Raw genomic sequence first — 15523 nt, forward strand, 5'->3', positions numbered from 1 at the left:
ATATGAGGTATTGGGGCTTTTGTCTTTAAAATGACTTAAAAGTGAAACTAGATTGTCATAACTGCTTTCTAAACTGAGCACGGGAAAATTCTAAAACATATTCGGATAAAGTTATGACAAATTCAGCCAGCCGACATACACGCCGTGAAGTGCTTACTTGGTTAGCCAGCATTCCATTTCTTCCACTTGGGGCAATGGCAACTTCAGCCACACTTGCAGGTTGTAACGATGATGATAAAAATACTGCAGTTAAACCGCCGATCAATCCAGCTAAATTAAAATCTGCAACATTTATACCAATGGATGCACCGACAGTTGTTGCAGCAATGGCTACTACAACATGTACTTCAAAACTTTCGATTAATTGGGATGATGGTAGCTCAACCACTTATCAACTGGGATATAAGCCATTCTTCTTAACAGGCACTGAAGTTCCAGATGGTAAAGGTGGTAAAGTTATAGCAGGTGGTTATTATGATATTAAAAACCAACCCATTATCGATAGATCTGTAGCAGGCAAAGAACGCCAATTTTTCTCTGACTGTCCAGATGGTAGTTCTCTAATCAGTTTTAAACAAGCAACTGGCAAAGACTTTACCGATGCCGATAAAAAAGCTTTGGGTGTAACAGGAAATCCAGTATTTCATGTGGTTCAGTTTGAATACCTTACTAAAGATCAAGCAGGCGGAGATACTTACGGTAAGTTGTCATCACCAATTGCAGTCCTTACTCTAGATCAAGATCCTAAAACAGGTCATTTAACTTTAATTAAATACCACAATGTAGATACGTCTAGTGCACATGGCCTATGGATTACTTGTGGTGCGAGTTTATCACCTTGGGGAACACATCTTTCAAGTGAAGAATACGAGCCAGATGCATTTAATCAGGGATTAGGTCAATCAGCAGCGACACTTAAAGCATTCAGTAAAAATATATATGGTGATGAGACCTCTGCAAATCCATATAACTATGGGCATTTACCTGAAATTACAGTAAAAGCTGATGGTACTGGTTCAGTGAAAAAGCATTACTGCCTAGGTCGTATTTCACATGAGTTGGTACAAGTATTTGCGGATAATCGTACAGTACTTATGGGTGATGACTATACCAATGGTGGTTTGTTTATGTTTGTTGCAGATAAGGAAAAAGATTTATCTGCGGGAACATTGTATGTTGCAAAATACACAACGCAATTAACCGATACAACATCGGGTAAAATTTCTTGGATTAAACTCGGTCACGCAACCAGCGCAGAGATTGAAAACTTGATTAAAAGTGGTATTAAATCCACTGATATTTTTGATTCAAAATTACAGATTGTAAAATATCCAACAGATGCTACGGCTGATGAAAAACAAGCGATTGATGCTTCAAAACCAACTGCTGACCAAAAATTATTGGCAGATGCAGCAAACGCTCGTTTGAAAACGCAACAAACCAACCAAAAAGCAGAATTGGAAGCTCAAGGGTTCAAATTTACTTATTTAAGCAAAATAGGCGTTTATCTAAAATTAAAAGATAATTCGGATAAAACTAAACTTGCAGCAGCATTCCTTGAAACTCACCGTTATGCAGCTTATGTCGGTGCATCTATGGCATTGACGAAAAATGAAGGAACGACCGTAAATACGACGGATAAAAAAGCTTACTCTGCTTTAGCAAACATTGTTGACTCAATGGTTGAAGGGGGTAGTGGTTATCTTGCTGAGCATAATGTGAAGTTCCCTAAAATTACCGCTGGCGGTATTTTAGAGCATAAATTGGCTGGCGGACAAATTGACAGCACAAATGTAGCAATTAATAGTGAATGGGTTCCAAGTGAATCAAGCGTATTGCTCAAAGGAAAAGACATTAGTTTTGATAGTTTCGGGAATACTGCTGATCCATCACAAATTGCTAGCCCTGATAATTTGAAGTTCTCTGAAAAGTTACGCGTGTTATTTATCGGTGAAGATTCAGGTAATCATTTGAATAATTACTTGTGGGCTTATAATGTAGATACAAAGAAATTGGATCGTGTTTTATCTGCTCCTGCGGGTGCTGAATCAACAGGTTTACATGCTGTTGATGAAGTAAATGGCTGGACCTATATTATGAGCAACTTCCAGCATCCAGGTGATGAATGGAATCGTTTCTATAAAGAGACAGATGGTGTGCGTAGTGGTCTAAGTAAAGACATGCTTGCGCAACTTGATGCAGCGATTAACACCAACTATAACAATAAGTTTGCAGCAGCTGTCGGTTATATTACGGCTGATCCGATTGCACCTTCAGTTGAGAAAAAATCTTCTTAATTTCAATTTTTGAATAAAAAAGGCAGCGAAATTTCGCTGCCTTTTTTATAAATCCCAAATTAATGATCTCGATTGGCTTTTTCAACGAGGCCAGAAAGCCCTTGACGGCGTGCAAGCTCGTTAAGTACCAATTGCACATCTAACTCAAAATAACCAAGCATCACAATGGTATGGAACCATAGGTCTGCAACTTCATAAATCAGATCATTTTTATGATCTTCACACGCTTCAGATTTAAAATCTTTTGCGGCAATGATGGCTTCAATACTTTCTTCACCAATTTTCTCTAAGATTTTATTTAAACCTTTGTGGTAAAGCTTTGCTACATAAGAAGAATCTGGATCAGCTGCTTTACGTTCAGCCATCATTTTGCCTAAATAACCCAAGACTTCGACTTGTTCAGCCTGCGCATTGGAGCTATTCATGGCAATAGTATGTGAATTCGATGAAGGTTTTTCACCGTATATTGCATTTGGATCTTTTAATTGTACATCGACAATTTCCCAACCCGTTGCAGTGAGTTTGCGATAGAAGCAAGACTCTCGACCTGTATGGCAGGCGATTTCACCATGCTGTTCAATTTGTAAGACGATGACATCTGCATCACAGTCTAAACGGATTTCATAAACGGTTTGAAAATGGCCAGACTCTTCGCCTTTAAACCATAATTTATTTCGTGAACGAGAAAAATAAACGCCCTGCATTTTTTCAGCAGTCAGTTGTAATGCTTCACGGTTCATCCATGCCACCATCAAAATACGTCCAGTTTGATGATGTTGTGCAATAGCAGGAATAAGTCCTTGTTCGTTAAATTTTACTTCATCGAGCCATTGCAGATTGTTCATAGGATTTCACCAAGTTATAAAAAGAAAGAGCGCTACGTTGACATGGTAGCGGTTGTATAGTGTACGTTATTTCCAGCATTTTAGGAAAATATTGATTATGGATGGAGTCGATATTAAAACGCTTGTTCACACTTTTAAATTACAGAATTAGCAACTTGAGTGCACATCATTTTTCTCTTGCCAAAGACGATCGAGCAATATCTTCATACTTCATTTGGGTAAACATACCCGATTTTAATCCCGACACAGTGATTGCCATTTCTTTACGAAAATAAGGGATACGGTACATCCAAGAGAAGCTTAGATCTCGTAAACCGCCTGCCCACCAAAGATCAGACTGGTATAGGGGCGTCAGTAAACGGCTTAAAAATTGATAAAATGCGGATGAGCTTTTGCGATGTTGGTGATAGCACTGCCATAGCTTTGCATAATCGATCGTTTGATTGTTTCGGGCAACTTGAACTGCTTGTCCCAAAGCCCATGCATCTAAAAGCGCCATATTTGCACCTTGTCCAAGTTGTGGGCTCATTGCATGTGCAGCGTCTCCAATGATACCGATGCGACCTTGCCCAAATTTAGACAGCACTACATCGCGATAATGGGCAGAAAGCCATTGTTGCGTTTCTTCAGGATTGGCGATTACTTGCTCTAACCATTCAGCTGTGGGCTTCCAGCGTTTGGATAGCGCTTTTAACCACTCAGCACGGGCTTGTTGATGAGGTAAAAAATTTCCAAGCTGATCGGTTGGAAGACTCCAGAAGATGCTGGAAAGTCGTTGCTTGGGCTGAGAGGGGATTGCGCCTGTAGGTAAGATTCCCATCATGATCTTGGAGCGATCATAAAATTGGTGCAAAATTTGAGTATCAAGCTGTAAACATTCAGGCACAATGGTCCATTTCGCGCCCCAAGGGTAGGCTTGATCGATTTTAACCCATTCGATTGGTCTTAACTGGCTTCGCGCACCATTGGCAACAATAACGCTATCAAAGACTTCATCAAAAGATTCACCATTGATCCTACCCGAAACTCGGATTTCATCTGCTGTTTCTTTAAGTTTTTCAATATCGGCATTCATGTGCCAAGTGATCAGTTCAGGAAATTCATGGCATTTGTTTTGCAAGACATGACATAAGCTTGCTCTATGAATGCCTAAACCATAAAAATCGGGATGAGCTTGGGCATAATGGCTATCTACCAGTTTAAAACCATTGGCGAGTTGTCCCTCTAAGCCTGTGACCATTGCACCGAGTTTAACCGCATCATCAAGCACACCTAAGTGCTCAAAAACTGCAAGTCCAGACGGTTGAAGCAATAAGCCAGCACCGACAGGTTCAAGCTCAGATACTTTCTCAAAAATAGTAACCTGAATATTTTGTTGTGCGAGTAAAATTGCAGTAGCAAGCCCTGCTGTTCCTGCACCGACGATGGCAAATTTTGGCGTTTTAGTTTGATTCATTATTAGAGTAAGTGCTTTGAATGATTTAAATTTAACAAAAAGCAGGGAATTAACAAGCAGAAATTTGAATCAAGCTCTTTTTTTACTAATGGATCTTAGCCAAGAATCAACACCTATAGACCAGGCCAGACACGGATTAAATTCAGTAAAAAAATAATATGTAAAGTTTGAGCCATGACTGGCTCATGTTGCAGGCTGATATCTCAAGTCATCGAGAATGCAGGTGTGATGTATTTAAGTTGTTGAAAATCATATTTATTCGCAGCTGGATGAGGTGATCAATGGGGGAGAATAATTATAAATCTAGCATCACTTTAGCAAAATTTTGTTTCTCCACCATTTCTAAAAATTCATCACCTAGTCGCTGACTTTCTGCCACAGACTGCTTCCACAATTGTTTTCGCTTCTGATCATCCAGACCTTTCATCACAAAATCTTTACGATCTGGTAAACGTCCTAAAGGTAAAGATTTTAAATAGTCTTGAGAAGGCGAGATCAGTAAAGTCCGTGCTTGGTTTGCAGGATTGGCTGTGCGAGATTTAAACATTTTGTCAAACCAGCCTGGGATGATGCTGTCGGCAAAATGTGGATATAAAACAATCCCTTTACTTTCAAAAGGCAAATCAATGTGATAGTCGATCAAACCGCCATCTCGATACGCGCCTTGTGGCGCATCGGCAATATTTTTTACCGCAGGTGTAACTGCAGGAATCGAACCTGAGGCCATCAACCAATCCGCAACATTGTGCTGATTAAAATTTAAATAATGAGTTTTAAAAGCGTCATCCTGAATTTTAAATTGTGGGAACTGTGCAGGCTGACAGATGACCCGTTGCATAAATTTATTCAGATGGTTTCTTGAAATTGCATTACTGCCGATAATGCCGAGTAAGGAACTATACAGTGCAAGCTTTTGATCACTTTGAAATAAATGTTCTGCTTTGGCTGCGATAATCGTAAGGTGATATTCGGGATGTTCGACCAATTTTTGGCTGTGTTGGTCTAAAATGCTGTACAGCATCTCGCGAGATATTTTCTCAATCTCTGCAATGGTCATCTTTTTATGAAAGGGCAAGTTGATATATAACTCAGCTAAACGTTCAGGACCGAGTTGTTCACCTTGCGCTAAAATTCCAGCAAAGCGCCATGCACCGACGGATGAACCGATTAAAAAGCGTCGTTGTTTGGCACGCTTTAGAAAATCACCGAAAATCGCCTGATCCAAGCCCATTAAACCAATGCCTTTAGGGCCACCAGCTGCGCCGGGAATCATATCGACTTGATGTGCAGATAAGCCTTCTTGTTGTATGTGTTGTTTGGCGAGTGAGCCTGCACGTAAGGTGATTGCTGCAGGGCGTTTTTGTAGAATTTGGGTCATGATTTCACTCACTCAAACGAATATTTTTTATTTTAGAGTGCGTGATAGATTGAACAATGGCGAGAGCTGTCACTCGGTGACTTAGCAGTCATAGACAAAAAAGCCTATTCATTGAATAGGCTGAATCGTGTTATTTGGCAATCCGCCAAACTGCTAAAACAGTGGTCAAGACGATTAAAAAACTGCCATCTGACTTTTCCCTTAAGAGCTCCCAATGAATAACTCTTATTGTATATAGGCTATTTCAACTAAAATATTTTTCTAATTGTCTACTTGGACACTCTAAAAATTCTTCAAATGTACATAGATCTCTAAGATCATTATGCTCTATATCGTAATAGGCTATTTTTTTAGACTTAGGATTCCAAACAATATTTATATCCGTGAAATCACCTGTAGTCTTTGAAATGCGGAGTAGTTTTTGTTTTTTGACCTTAAATGGGACGGTTTCTATCAATGAAAAAAACTCAATAAACTTAAAATCAGATTGAGATAAATTAATATGTAATTTATCTCCTTGTAAAAAAGTTATGAGATTTTTAGGTAACTTATAGGGTTTTAATTCGTCTAATTTATTATTTAGGCTATGAAAATCTGCTGGTTCTATTGATTTAAAAAAATCAGCCATTTCTCGATCACCTTTTTCTACAGCTATGCTATATGGACGCATTCCGTCTTTTTCAGTTATGGTTACATCGGCACCGTGCTTTACCAGATATTTACACATGTCTAGATCTACATATCTTGCTGCAACGCATAATGGCGTTGGCTTAAAGGGATAAACCATATCGGGTTTGTTGTAATTGATGTCAACATGATGAGAAATAAAGAATTCCAATACATTATAGTTTTTATCACTCACAGCTTTACGGAATGCTTCTCCTCCATATTGTTTTACTGTGTGACCTAGTTCGTGGATAACAGGTAGGTTTTCGTAACGTTTCCCATAAAGAGCTTGCTGAAATGCTTCGGATTTCACATTGTTTACTTCATTGATTTTGGCACCATGAGCAACCATATAACGAGTGATATCTTCACTACAATATCGAACAGCAGATAAAAAACTTGGATTATGTTTTACATTAAGATTTACACCTTTTTTAATCAACCATTTTACGGAATCGAAATTCTCCATTATCAAGGCAAAGTCAAGTGGTGTCTGCTCTATATACTCACACAATGAAATACTTTCTTCTATATTCCAACCTTGTGCAAAGTATTCATCCAAAGAAGGAATATTTCCTGTTATAAGATCATTGACTATAGGTGGAATTGTTTCGTATGTTCCAATATCTTTTATGGTTATCATCATTTATTCAACTTGGGATTAGTATTTTTAGCTTGCGTACCATGATTCGTGGCTTTGTGTTTGGGTGAGAAACCTTAGTTTCGATATCATAACTAAAGTTAAATTGAAAAACTATTGTCCAATTTTACACATCTTGTTTCGATATTTTGGACCCAGTCTAGCTGATAGCAAACAACTTGTTATTTCAATTTTTGTTTTACCATCTGGTTTTATTTTCTTTTATATAATTTCTACAAACTCTTTAAATGGCATTTGACATTCTCTAAATATAAATATTATATTCATAATTTTCTTCCTATTTTTAGTCAATAATAAAGTAAAGGATAATCGTTCGAACAGTAATAAAAATATTAGTTTAGTGCGAGACATCAATCAAAACTACTTAGTAATCGTGTTGAAAATAGAAGCACAAATTTTTAAGTTTGTTTTCACGATATAGACCATTCTCAGCTCGTTAAATTACAACAACTGAAAATATAATGATTTATCGCTAGTTTTGATTGTCCAATTTTTTTTAAAATTAACCCTTTTTTATTTAGGTTTCGGCTTTACTCACTTGGCAATCCGCCAAACTGCTAAAACAGTGGTCAAGACAATCAAGACAATTGAAATATACCACGGTGCAATGATTGCAATAGAGAGCAAAATCGCCATAATACTGCCGAAAATCCAGCTACGTTTTTGTTGCTGTTCCACTTCTAAACGCATCATTTGCAACTCATGCAGTTGTTTTGCATGCCATGCAGATTGGTTCTTTAAACCATTTAAGCTGTCAACCATCAAGGTTGGGAAATCCTGTGCACCTAAAAGTAAATCAGGAATTTTCTGTCCTAACTCTTTTAAGTTTTTCTGAGGATTCATTTGTGCTTTTACCCATTCGGTGAGAATCGGTTTTGCCAGCTTCCAAATGTCGAGTTCAGGATATAAATCGGTACCTAAACCTTCCACATGTACTAGTGTTTTGAGTAATAACATCAATTGTGGTGGAATTTCTAAATGGAAACGACGCGCAATGTCCATGACTTGAATCAAGATACCTGCAAAGTCCAATTCATACATCGGTTTGGACACCATTGGTCCAACTGTGCGACGCATTTCACGGGATAGCGCATCTTGATCAGTGCCCGGTGGAATCCAGCCTGCCTGATGCACAATTTGAATCAGTTGTAAGAAGTCGCTGTTCATGACCGCAAGCAACATACGTGCAACGGTCATCTGATCTTGTTTAGATAGCTCACCCATAATCGCACAGTCAAGGGCAATATAACGAGGGTGGCTTGGATTTAATGTTTCAACAAATACGTTGCCGGGATGCATATCAGCATGGAAGAAATTGTCACGAAATACTTGCGTAAAGAAAATCGTTAAACCCTTTTCAGCAAGATCTTTACGATCCATCCCGAGCTTTTCAAAGGTTTCAATATCCGAAATGGGAACGCCTGTGATCCGCTCAGCAACCATAACATCTTTGCTGTCCATGTAGACTTCAGGCACATACATCATGCTTGAACCCGTGAAGTAATGACGCATACGACGGGTATTGTCTGCTTCTAACGTAAGATCCAGTTCATTTAAGATCACTTGACGGTAGTTCTGGATGATTTCAGACAAATGCACTGCACGAGCTGCTTCAAGCCGTTTTTCTAAGCTTGCTCCAAGCCATTGCAGAATTTCAAAATCCTGTAGAATCTGACTGCGAATATCTGGACGAGTGACTTTAACCACCACTTCACGACCATCATGTAGTGCAGCAGTATGGACTTGTGCAATAGATGCAGCAGCCAAAGGTTGCTCATCAAAACGGGCAAAAATTGTAGAAATATTGGCTTTCAGTGATTGCTCAATACGCTCTTTTGCAATATTGACCTTGAAGGGTTTAACCCGATCTTGTAATAAAACCAATTGTTGTAAAATTTCAGGTGGAATTAAATCACGACGCGTGGAAAGTAATTGCCCCAGCTTAATTGCCAAAGGCCCCATTTCTTCTAATGCTTCTTTAAGCTTGAGCGGGTTTTTACGTTCTTTACTTGACCATGCTGCAGGGTGTAAGCGAATTAAAGCTAAAGCATGCCGAGCTTTTTCAGGTAATTCTTCCGCAGGGACCAGTGTGTCGAGTCTATAGTGCGCGGCGATGCGCCAAAGTTCGAATAAACGGGCAATATGCGGAATCATATATTAAATTACCTGATCTTGATTTTGAGTAAAGTGAGATTGAAGTTGCTGAATTTTTGCTTCAAGTCGGTCAATATTTTGGTTAAGTTGACGGGTATCTTGTTGCAGATCATCCATTTGCCAACGCGGAGCCAATACACCAGTGTCTTCTTTTAAAAAGTCTTCTACAAAAAATAAATGACTTTGCAGTGAGCGTTTGAGATGCTTTGGCGCCAGTTGGATTTTGCCAATTTCATGCGCGAGTGCAGGACCAATCCACGGGCTAAGCTGGGCTGCCAAATCAGGCTCAAGCTGTTGGATAATATTTTGAATATCCTGTAACAGGTGATAATCACCTTGTAGGGGAATATTGCCAATATCATCCGCAACAAATAATTTAGCCAATTCAACAACATTCTTTACATGTAATGTTGCTGTCGCTTCTGCAATCACAACATTTTTGTCAAAAGGACGTTGTTCAAAAATTGAAGGTGTTTCGCTTTTACCAGTCACAGTCGGTTCAAGACGGATTTTATTTTGATCAAAGTAAACATCGACAGAAAGCTGAGGCGTATCCATCACGACACGTAACAGTTTGCCTTGTAACTGATTAAATTGGATGCGGGTAATTGCATCCAAATTAATAAACTGATTGATTAATCGTTCAACTGCACCGAGTGCCAGAATTGACCACATAATTCAACCTTGCTTGTTATATCTTGAGGAAATTACAGTTTAAAGCCACGGTGTACCGCCACGATACCACCGGTTAAATTGTGGTAATCACAGTTTTGGAAACCGGCATTTTCCATCATACCTTTTAAGGTGCGTTGGTCTGGATGCATACGAATAGATTCGGCCAAATACTTATAACTTTCTGCATCATTGGCAACAACTTTGCCCATAAATGGTAAAGCCGTGAAAGAATAGAAGTCATATAGCTTTGAAAATGGTTCAAATACTGGTTTTGAGAACTCAAGTATCAATAAGCGACCACCTGGCTTTAATACACGATACATCGCTTGGAGTGCAGCGTCTTTATCGGTCACATTACGTAGACCAAAGCTGATGGTGAGCAAGTCAAAACTATTGTCTGCAAATGGCTCTAAGGTTTCAGCATTGGCCAATACAAAATCAACATTGGTACAGCCAGCATCAATCAAACGATCACGACCAACATTCAACATTGACTCGTTAATATCAGATAAAACCACATGACCTGTCGGGCCAACTTCGCGGCTGAAAACTTTGGCTAAGTCACCTGTGCCGCCTGCAATATCAAGCACGTGCTGACCACGACGTACACCTGACATATTGATCGCAAAGCGTTTCCAAAGGCGGTGAATACCAAATGACATTAAATCATTCATAATGTCGTATTTGCTTGCGACAGAATGGAAGACTTCAGCGACTTTTTGCGCTTTTTCTTCACTATTAACAGTTTTGTAGCCGAAATGCGTAGTTGCGCCGACATTACCTGTATTGGCACCACGTGGGAGGTTGTATTTTGGCACAGTCCCTGAAACTGGCGTATCTACCAGTTGTTGCTGCAAGGACTGTTGTTGACCTTGTGGAGTACCTTGCGGTAATGGTTCTGTTAGAAATGGACTCACTTTGTCTGTATTCGTTGCCGTTTCAGCAGGGGCTGTAGGCTTTTGGTTTTCATTCGACATTTGAGTCACTCCTGAACACAAAAATGGGAAATTTTATATTGCTCTGCATAATGACAGATTCTGCATAATTTTGCAGTCCTGATCATGAAATTGTTATGAATAATATACAAAAACCGATCTTAGAGATCGGTTTGATACAGCCAAAAATTAAATTAATCCTGAAATGGATTGGGATCTCCAGCATGCACTTTTTCGACAATATCACGTTCTTTTAGGGTAAATGCATGGATAAAATCAGCTGCGGATTTCATCGGTTTCATCGCAATAAAACCTTCGCCAATAAAGTCATACATCAATTCAAATTTATATTTGATTGCAGTGCCTTTACACATTTTAAATGCAGTATGCATAATGAATGAGCGCATGTATTTGTCTAGTGCACCACCCAAATCATCCAATAAACCCAGCTGTTGTTGACGGGCTTCTGCTTGATCTAGTTTCAGCAAGGTCAGTCGCATCATTTCATCATCAATCACTTGATCAGCAGGGTAATCCTTAAGTAATTGCGCCGCGACCTGCTCATCAAGTTGCATGGCAAGCACAGCCAATCCAACGGATTTTAAACCGGTCTTAATGGCATTTTCAGGGAGAATTTTTTCTGCTTTGTGGGCATATTTTAGTAAGCGTTCAATCTGTATCGCCAAATCATCAAATTCAGGCCCACCATATAAGCGGTTGATAAAATATTTTGCCATCAATTGATTTTCTTTTTGATTAAACAGCGCATGATGAGTCTTTTCAATACGCATTTTTAACCAGTCTTGTGCTTCATGCAGGCGTTTTTCTAGAATTGGGTCAGTGTGATAACTCAATTGTTGATATTGTTCTAAAAGCTGATCAAGTGCAGCAAGTTTTGACATATAAAAACTCTAGATTTCGTTTAGCAACAGCATAAAGGCAGTTGGCACGTATCACTATGACAAAAGTTAAAAAACAATAGAGAAATATGGTCAGTGGATTTTTAAATAGCCAATATCAAAGATTTTATACAGAAAATAATATAACTCTATTTTAGGGAATGGGTATACTCAATTGAAGTTTCAGACCATAGAGAAGCAGATGATTGAAGAACAATTAGCGTTTGCGTTGCGTGATGAAGAAGAGTTATCAGTTGATCTAATTGAGGCACAATATGCCTTAAAGAATTCTAAAGATAAAAATAATGCCAAAAGCTTGGTTATTTTAGTCAGTGGTATCGAGCTTGCGGGGAAAGGGGAAGCGGTTAAACAATTACGTGAATGGGTTGATCCTCGCTACTTACGGGTTAAAGCAGATCCAGCCAGTTTATTTAGTAGTAAACAAAGTTTTTGGCAGCCTTATGCACGGCACATTCCATCAGAAGGGCAAATTCAGTTGTTCTTTGGCAATTGGTACAGTGATTTATTGTCTACAGCGATGCATGTTTCTAAACCCTTAGATGAAACTTTGTTCGATACCTATATCGAAAATATGCGCGCTTATGAACAAGACCTAAAAAATAATCATGTTGATGTGATCAAAATTTGGTTTGATTTGCCGTGGAAAAGCTTACAAAAGCGCTTAGATGCGATGGATGCATCTGAACAGCATTGGCATAAGTTAATGGGTTTGGATTGGCGGAATAAAAAACAATACGATATTGTGCAAAAATTACGTCAACGTTTTACCGATGATTGGTATGTGATTGATTGCGAAGATTGTGTTGCCCGAGATCAACAATTTGCTCAGTATATTCTGCAAGCGTTAAAGCAGTTGCCTCGACATAAAACAGCGGTGAGAACCAAGTGGAAACAGGCAACTGTACCTGAGTCGTTATTGCAACCTGCCACAGAAGAACTGGATAAAGACCAATACAAAGCTGAATTAAAAAAATTAACCAAAAAAGTATCGGAAGCACTACGCAATGATTCACGCAATGTCATCATAACCTTTGAAGGCATGGATGCAGCTGGTAAAGGTGGGGCAATCAAGCGGATTGTGAAAAATCTTGATCCACGTGAATACGAGATTTATACCATTGCTGCACCAGAACAGTATGAATTGCGTCGACCCTATTTATGGCGGTTTTGGACCAAGATTCAACCCGAGGAAAAGATCAGTATTTTTGATCGTACTTGGTATGGTCGAGTATTGGTTGAACGTATTGAAGGCTTTGCCAAGCCCGCGGAATGGCAACGTGCCTATGATGAAATTAATCGCTTTGAAAAAGATTTAACCGATAATCAAACCGTGTTGGTTAAATTTTGGTTGGCAATCAGCAAAGATGAACAAGAAGCACGTTTTAAAGCACGTGAACAAACACCGCATAAACGCTTTAAAATCACCCCTGATGACTGGCGAAATCGTGGACACTGGGACGATTATTTAAATGCTGCTGCGGATATGTTTGAACGAACTGATACCGAGTATGCGCCGTGGCATGTGGTTGCGACCAATGATAAGTACACAGCACGTATTCAAATCCTTAAAACGATTTTAAAGCAGTTAAAAGCGGATTGATTGTTTGCTAGTAACAGCTAAGTTGAGGTTATAAACAGTATCGCACTAAAGAATAGATGCTCTTATTCTACGCTTTAGTGCGGTACAAATCTCAATGATCTATGCGGCAAAAGATCCTAATCGAATGGATGCCCCAGAATTTTCTTAAGTAAAAATTTTAAAGCAATTTTTTCGGCGGGATTTAATGCGGCTAGGGTTAAATCACTAATACTTGCCGCAATTGGAATCGCTTGCGAAAGCTCTTGGATGCCCGATGGTGTAATATGAATCAGCACCTTGCGTTTGTCATGTTGATCAGGATCTTGTGAAATAAAAAGCTTGTCTTTTAATCGCTGGATAATGCCACGAATGGTTGCTTGGTCGATACCGGTTTCCTCAACCAGTTCTTTTTGTGAACATTCTTTTAATTTATTAATGGCATAAAGTACAGCGAACTGAACCGAAGTGAGGCGAGTTTCATCCAAACTTTGTTGAAAAATCGTTAAATGATGAAAGTAAGTCCGTCTAAGTAAATATCCCACTTGTTCTTCAATTACATATTCATCATTCATGTTTGACTTCTTTATCATGTGAGGAAAATTAGACCCGAAGATTTAAAATATTGAAGATTTTTAAAAACTTTAATAGGGCCAGTATAAAGGGATTGCATAAAAATAACGACCATAATGCTACTTGGTCGTTATGCTTTGGTTGGATGTATTAAACATTTGATTTTAATCGTTAGTTTCTTCGCGTTAGCTGAGCGCTATAGGAACGCCTTGATCAACAACAACTAAATCATCGAGTTTCACTGTGCAGTTACGAAGTGGAATATCCATATGACATGGTGTCTTGCGGCTACCACCTACTTCTGTGTTGGGTCCCGTTGAAAATAAAAAGTTACCATTAAAAGCACGTGCATCCATACACATTCCATCATTTTTATCATGCAAACCCATCGCTGTCCATTGTGCTCGAGGTTGTAAGCCCCAACCAATGTGTGAAATTCCATACACCTCTGGATCATTAAAATATTTCATATAATCACGAAGATATTCTGCTTCAAATCCACCATGAATTTGAGTAATTACCCCCTTTTCAATTTCTAAAGTGACTCTTTCACGGGCATAGGTTTTAAAGGGTAATAAAATATCACCAATATCTAAAACCAAGATGCCTTCTGCCATATTTTCATTGGGCCAAGTGAATAAGAAACCACTCGGCCAGTGATCCCAGCGCCCAACTTCGTCAGCAAAGCCATATTCAGTTACAGCAGGGTATTGCCCAAGCGGAGCATAAAAATCTGTGCCTGCCTTTGAGGTTACATGCATACTTTTCGCTTTCTTTAAGTATTTTTCAGCAGTTTGAACCCGATGTTTGTCTTCTTGTGTGGGCAGCATACGAGCGAGAATTTCTGGGGGTTCCACGGCCAGTAAAATTCGTGTTCCTGTTTTTAAAATCTGTTCTTGTTCTGGTGAGTGCAGCAACATCATGGTGTCGATGATGAGGTCGACAGATTCAAGTGCTTGTTGTGCAGCAAAATTACCCGTTAATGCAGTATCACCACAATAAGCGGTCATATCGTTCCCCATGGCTTGGGGGTGATTAAATGAAGGTAATTCTAAAATAAACACTTTAGCTTTTAACCGACATGCTGCATCAAGTGCGGCTTGAACGGTTTGTTGATGTGAATAATGACTTTTTAAAATCGCCACACTTTGTGTTTCATCGACCTTGGATAAGGTTAAAACATGCTCAAACATTTGGGTCAGTTCAGTGTTATTTACAGGCATGATGGTGCTCCTTTTTCATCGCTGTTTTTTGTATTTTTAAAGAGTATACACTTTGATAATATAAAATGTAAATTTATTACATCATTGTAATTAAATTAATTATTAATAATAAACAAATATTTAATTGATTTTATAGGTTGAGATTTGTTTGAGAATTTAAAGTG

Annotated in this window: 12 protein-coding genes; 2 read left to right on the forward strand and 10 right to left on the reverse strand. The window is 38.8% G+C overall.

The genetic code is table 11. The features are described from left to right. The first annotated feature begins 113 nt into the window (after positions 1-113). Positions 114-2297, forward strand: a complete 2184-nt coding sequence (locus tag FHR28_RS00690) for a PhoX family protein (RefSeq protein WP_166781744.1) — start codon at positions 114-116, stop codon at positions 2295-2297. Between the two features lie 59 nt (positions 2298-2356). Here FHR28_RS00690 and hisIE read toward each other — a convergent pair whose 3' ends face one another. The 8 genes from hisIE to FHR28_RS00730 form a co-directional block, all read right to left on the reverse strand. Continuing rightward, on the reverse strand, positions 2357-3142 hold the full coding sequence (gene hisIE, locus FHR28_RS00695; RefSeq protein ID WP_166781745.1) for a bifunctional phosphoribosyl-AMP cyclohydrolase/phosphoribosyl-ATP diphosphatase HisIE: 786 nt from the start codon (positions 3140-3142) through the stop codon (positions 2357-2359). 166 nt (positions 3143-3308) lie between these two features. After that, positions 3309-4598, reverse strand: coding sequence for an FAD-dependent oxidoreductase (locus FHR28_RS00700; protein ID WP_166781746.1), 1290 nt, complete (start codon positions 4596-4598; stop codon positions 3309-3311). Positions 4599-4893: 295 nt separating this feature from the next. Further along, positions 4894-5976, reverse strand: a complete 1083-nt coding sequence (locus FHR28_RS00705; protein WP_154129444.1) for a patatin-like phospholipase family protein — start codon at positions 5974-5976, stop codon at positions 4894-4896. Positions 5977-6220: 244 nt separating this feature from the next. Further along, on the reverse strand, positions 6221-7288 hold the full coding sequence (locus FHR28_RS00710) for an ankyrin repeat domain-containing protein (protein WP_216070002.1): 1068 nt from the start codon (positions 7286-7288) through the stop codon (positions 6221-6223). 549 nt (positions 7289-7837) lie between these two features. Next, entirely contained in the window at positions 7838-9457 is a 1620-nt protein-coding gene (locus FHR28_RS00715) for an ABC1 kinase family protein (protein ID WP_166781747.1), read from the reverse strand. 3 nt (positions 9458-9460) lie between these two features. Further along, entirely contained in the window at positions 9461-10132 is a 672-nt protein-coding gene (locus tag FHR28_RS00720; RefSeq protein WP_166781748.1) for a ubiquinone biosynthesis accessory factor UbiJ, read from the reverse strand. A 32-nt stretch (positions 10133-10164) separates the two neighbouring features. Next, entirely contained in the window at positions 10165-11109 is a 945-nt protein-coding gene (gene ubiE, locus FHR28_RS00725) for a bifunctional demethylmenaquinone methyltransferase/2-methoxy-6-polyprenyl-1,4-benzoquinol methylase UbiE (protein WP_004725476.1), read from the reverse strand. A 152-nt stretch (positions 11110-11261) separates the two neighbouring features. Further along, positions 11262-11969: an FFLEELY motif protein gene (locus FHR28_RS00730; RefSeq protein ID WP_166781749.1), complete on the reverse strand. Its 708-nt coding sequence runs from the start codon at positions 11967-11969 to the stop codon at positions 11262-11264. A 199-nt stretch (positions 11970-12168) separates the two neighbouring features. Here FHR28_RS00730 and FHR28_RS00735 point away from each other — a divergent pair, with 199 nt between their 5' ends. Beyond that, a complete protein-coding gene (locus FHR28_RS00735; protein ID WP_166781750.1) occupies positions 12169-13587 on the forward strand; it encodes a phosphate--AMP phosphotransferase in 1419 nt (472 codons plus the stop codon). A 116-nt stretch (positions 13588-13703) separates the two neighbouring features. Here FHR28_RS00735 and FHR28_RS00740 read toward each other — a convergent pair whose 3' ends face one another. Then, complete coding sequence (locus tag FHR28_RS00740) at positions 13704-14138, reverse strand: MarR family winged helix-turn-helix transcriptional regulator (RefSeq protein ID WP_166781751.1); 435 nt, start codon at positions 14136-14138, stop codon at positions 13704-13706. Between the two features lie 183 nt (positions 14139-14321). Beyond that, complete coding sequence (locus FHR28_RS00745; protein ID WP_105713845.1) at positions 14322-15359, reverse strand: 2,5-dihydroxypyridine 5,6-dioxygenase; 1038 nt, start codon at positions 15357-15359, stop codon at positions 14322-14324. Positions 15360-15523 lie beyond the last annotated feature (164 nt).

Source organism: Acinetobacter sp. BIGb0196 (assembly GCF_011759595.1).
Classification (GTDB): Bacteria; Pseudomonadota; Gammaproteobacteria; order Pseudomonadales; family Moraxellaceae; genus Acinetobacter; species Acinetobacter guillouiae.

What these genes read in the sequence shown, in the direction of transcription:
- FHR28_RS00745 (WP_105713845.1), bottom strand. Translation starts at nt 15,359, where the DNA reads ATGCCTGTAAATAACACTGAACTGACCCAAATGTTTGAGCATGTTTTA.
- FHR28_RS00705 (WP_154129444.1), bottom strand. Translation starts at nt 5,976, where the DNA reads ATGACCCAAATTCTACAAAAACGCCCTGCAGCAATCACCTTACGTGCA.
- FHR28_RS00690 (WP_166781744.1), top strand. Translation starts at nt 114, where the DNA reads ATGACAAATTCAGCCAGCCGACATACACGCCGTGAAGTGCTTACTTGG.
- FHR28_RS00715 (WP_166781747.1), bottom strand. Translation starts at nt 9,457, where the DNA reads ATGATTCCGCATATTGCCCGTTTATTCGAACTTTGGCGCATCGCCGCG.
- FHR28_RS00740 (WP_166781751.1), bottom strand. Translation starts at nt 14,138, where the DNA reads ATGAATGATGAATATGTAATTGAAGAACAAGTGGGATATTTACTTAGA.
- hisIE (WP_166781745.1), bottom strand. Translation starts at nt 3,142, where the DNA reads ATGAACAATCTGCAATGGCTCGATGAAGTAAAATTTAACGAACAAGGA.
- ubiE (WP_004725476.1), bottom strand. Translation starts at nt 11,109, where the DNA reads ATGTCGAATGAAAACCAAAAGCCTACAGCCCCTGCTGAAACGGCAACG.
- FHR28_RS00700 (WP_166781746.1), bottom strand. Translation starts at nt 4,598, where the DNA reads ATGAATCAAACTAAAACGCCAAAATTTGCCATCGTCGGTGCAGGAACA.
- FHR28_RS00710 (WP_216070002.1), bottom strand. Translation starts at nt 7,288, where the DNA reads ATGATGATAACCATAAAAGATATTGGAACATACGAAACAATTCCACCT.
- FHR28_RS00730 (WP_166781749.1), bottom strand. Translation starts at nt 11,969, where the DNA reads ATGTCAAAACTTGCTGCACTTGATCAGCTTTTAGAACAATATCAACAA.
- FHR28_RS00720 (WP_166781748.1), bottom strand. Translation starts at nt 10,132, where the DNA reads ATGTGGTCAATTCTGGCACTCGGTGCAGTTGAACGATTAATCAATCAG.
- FHR28_RS00735 (WP_166781750.1), top strand. Translation starts at nt 12,169, where the DNA reads ATGATTGAAGAACAATTAGCGTTTGCGTTGCGTGATGAAGAAGAGTTA.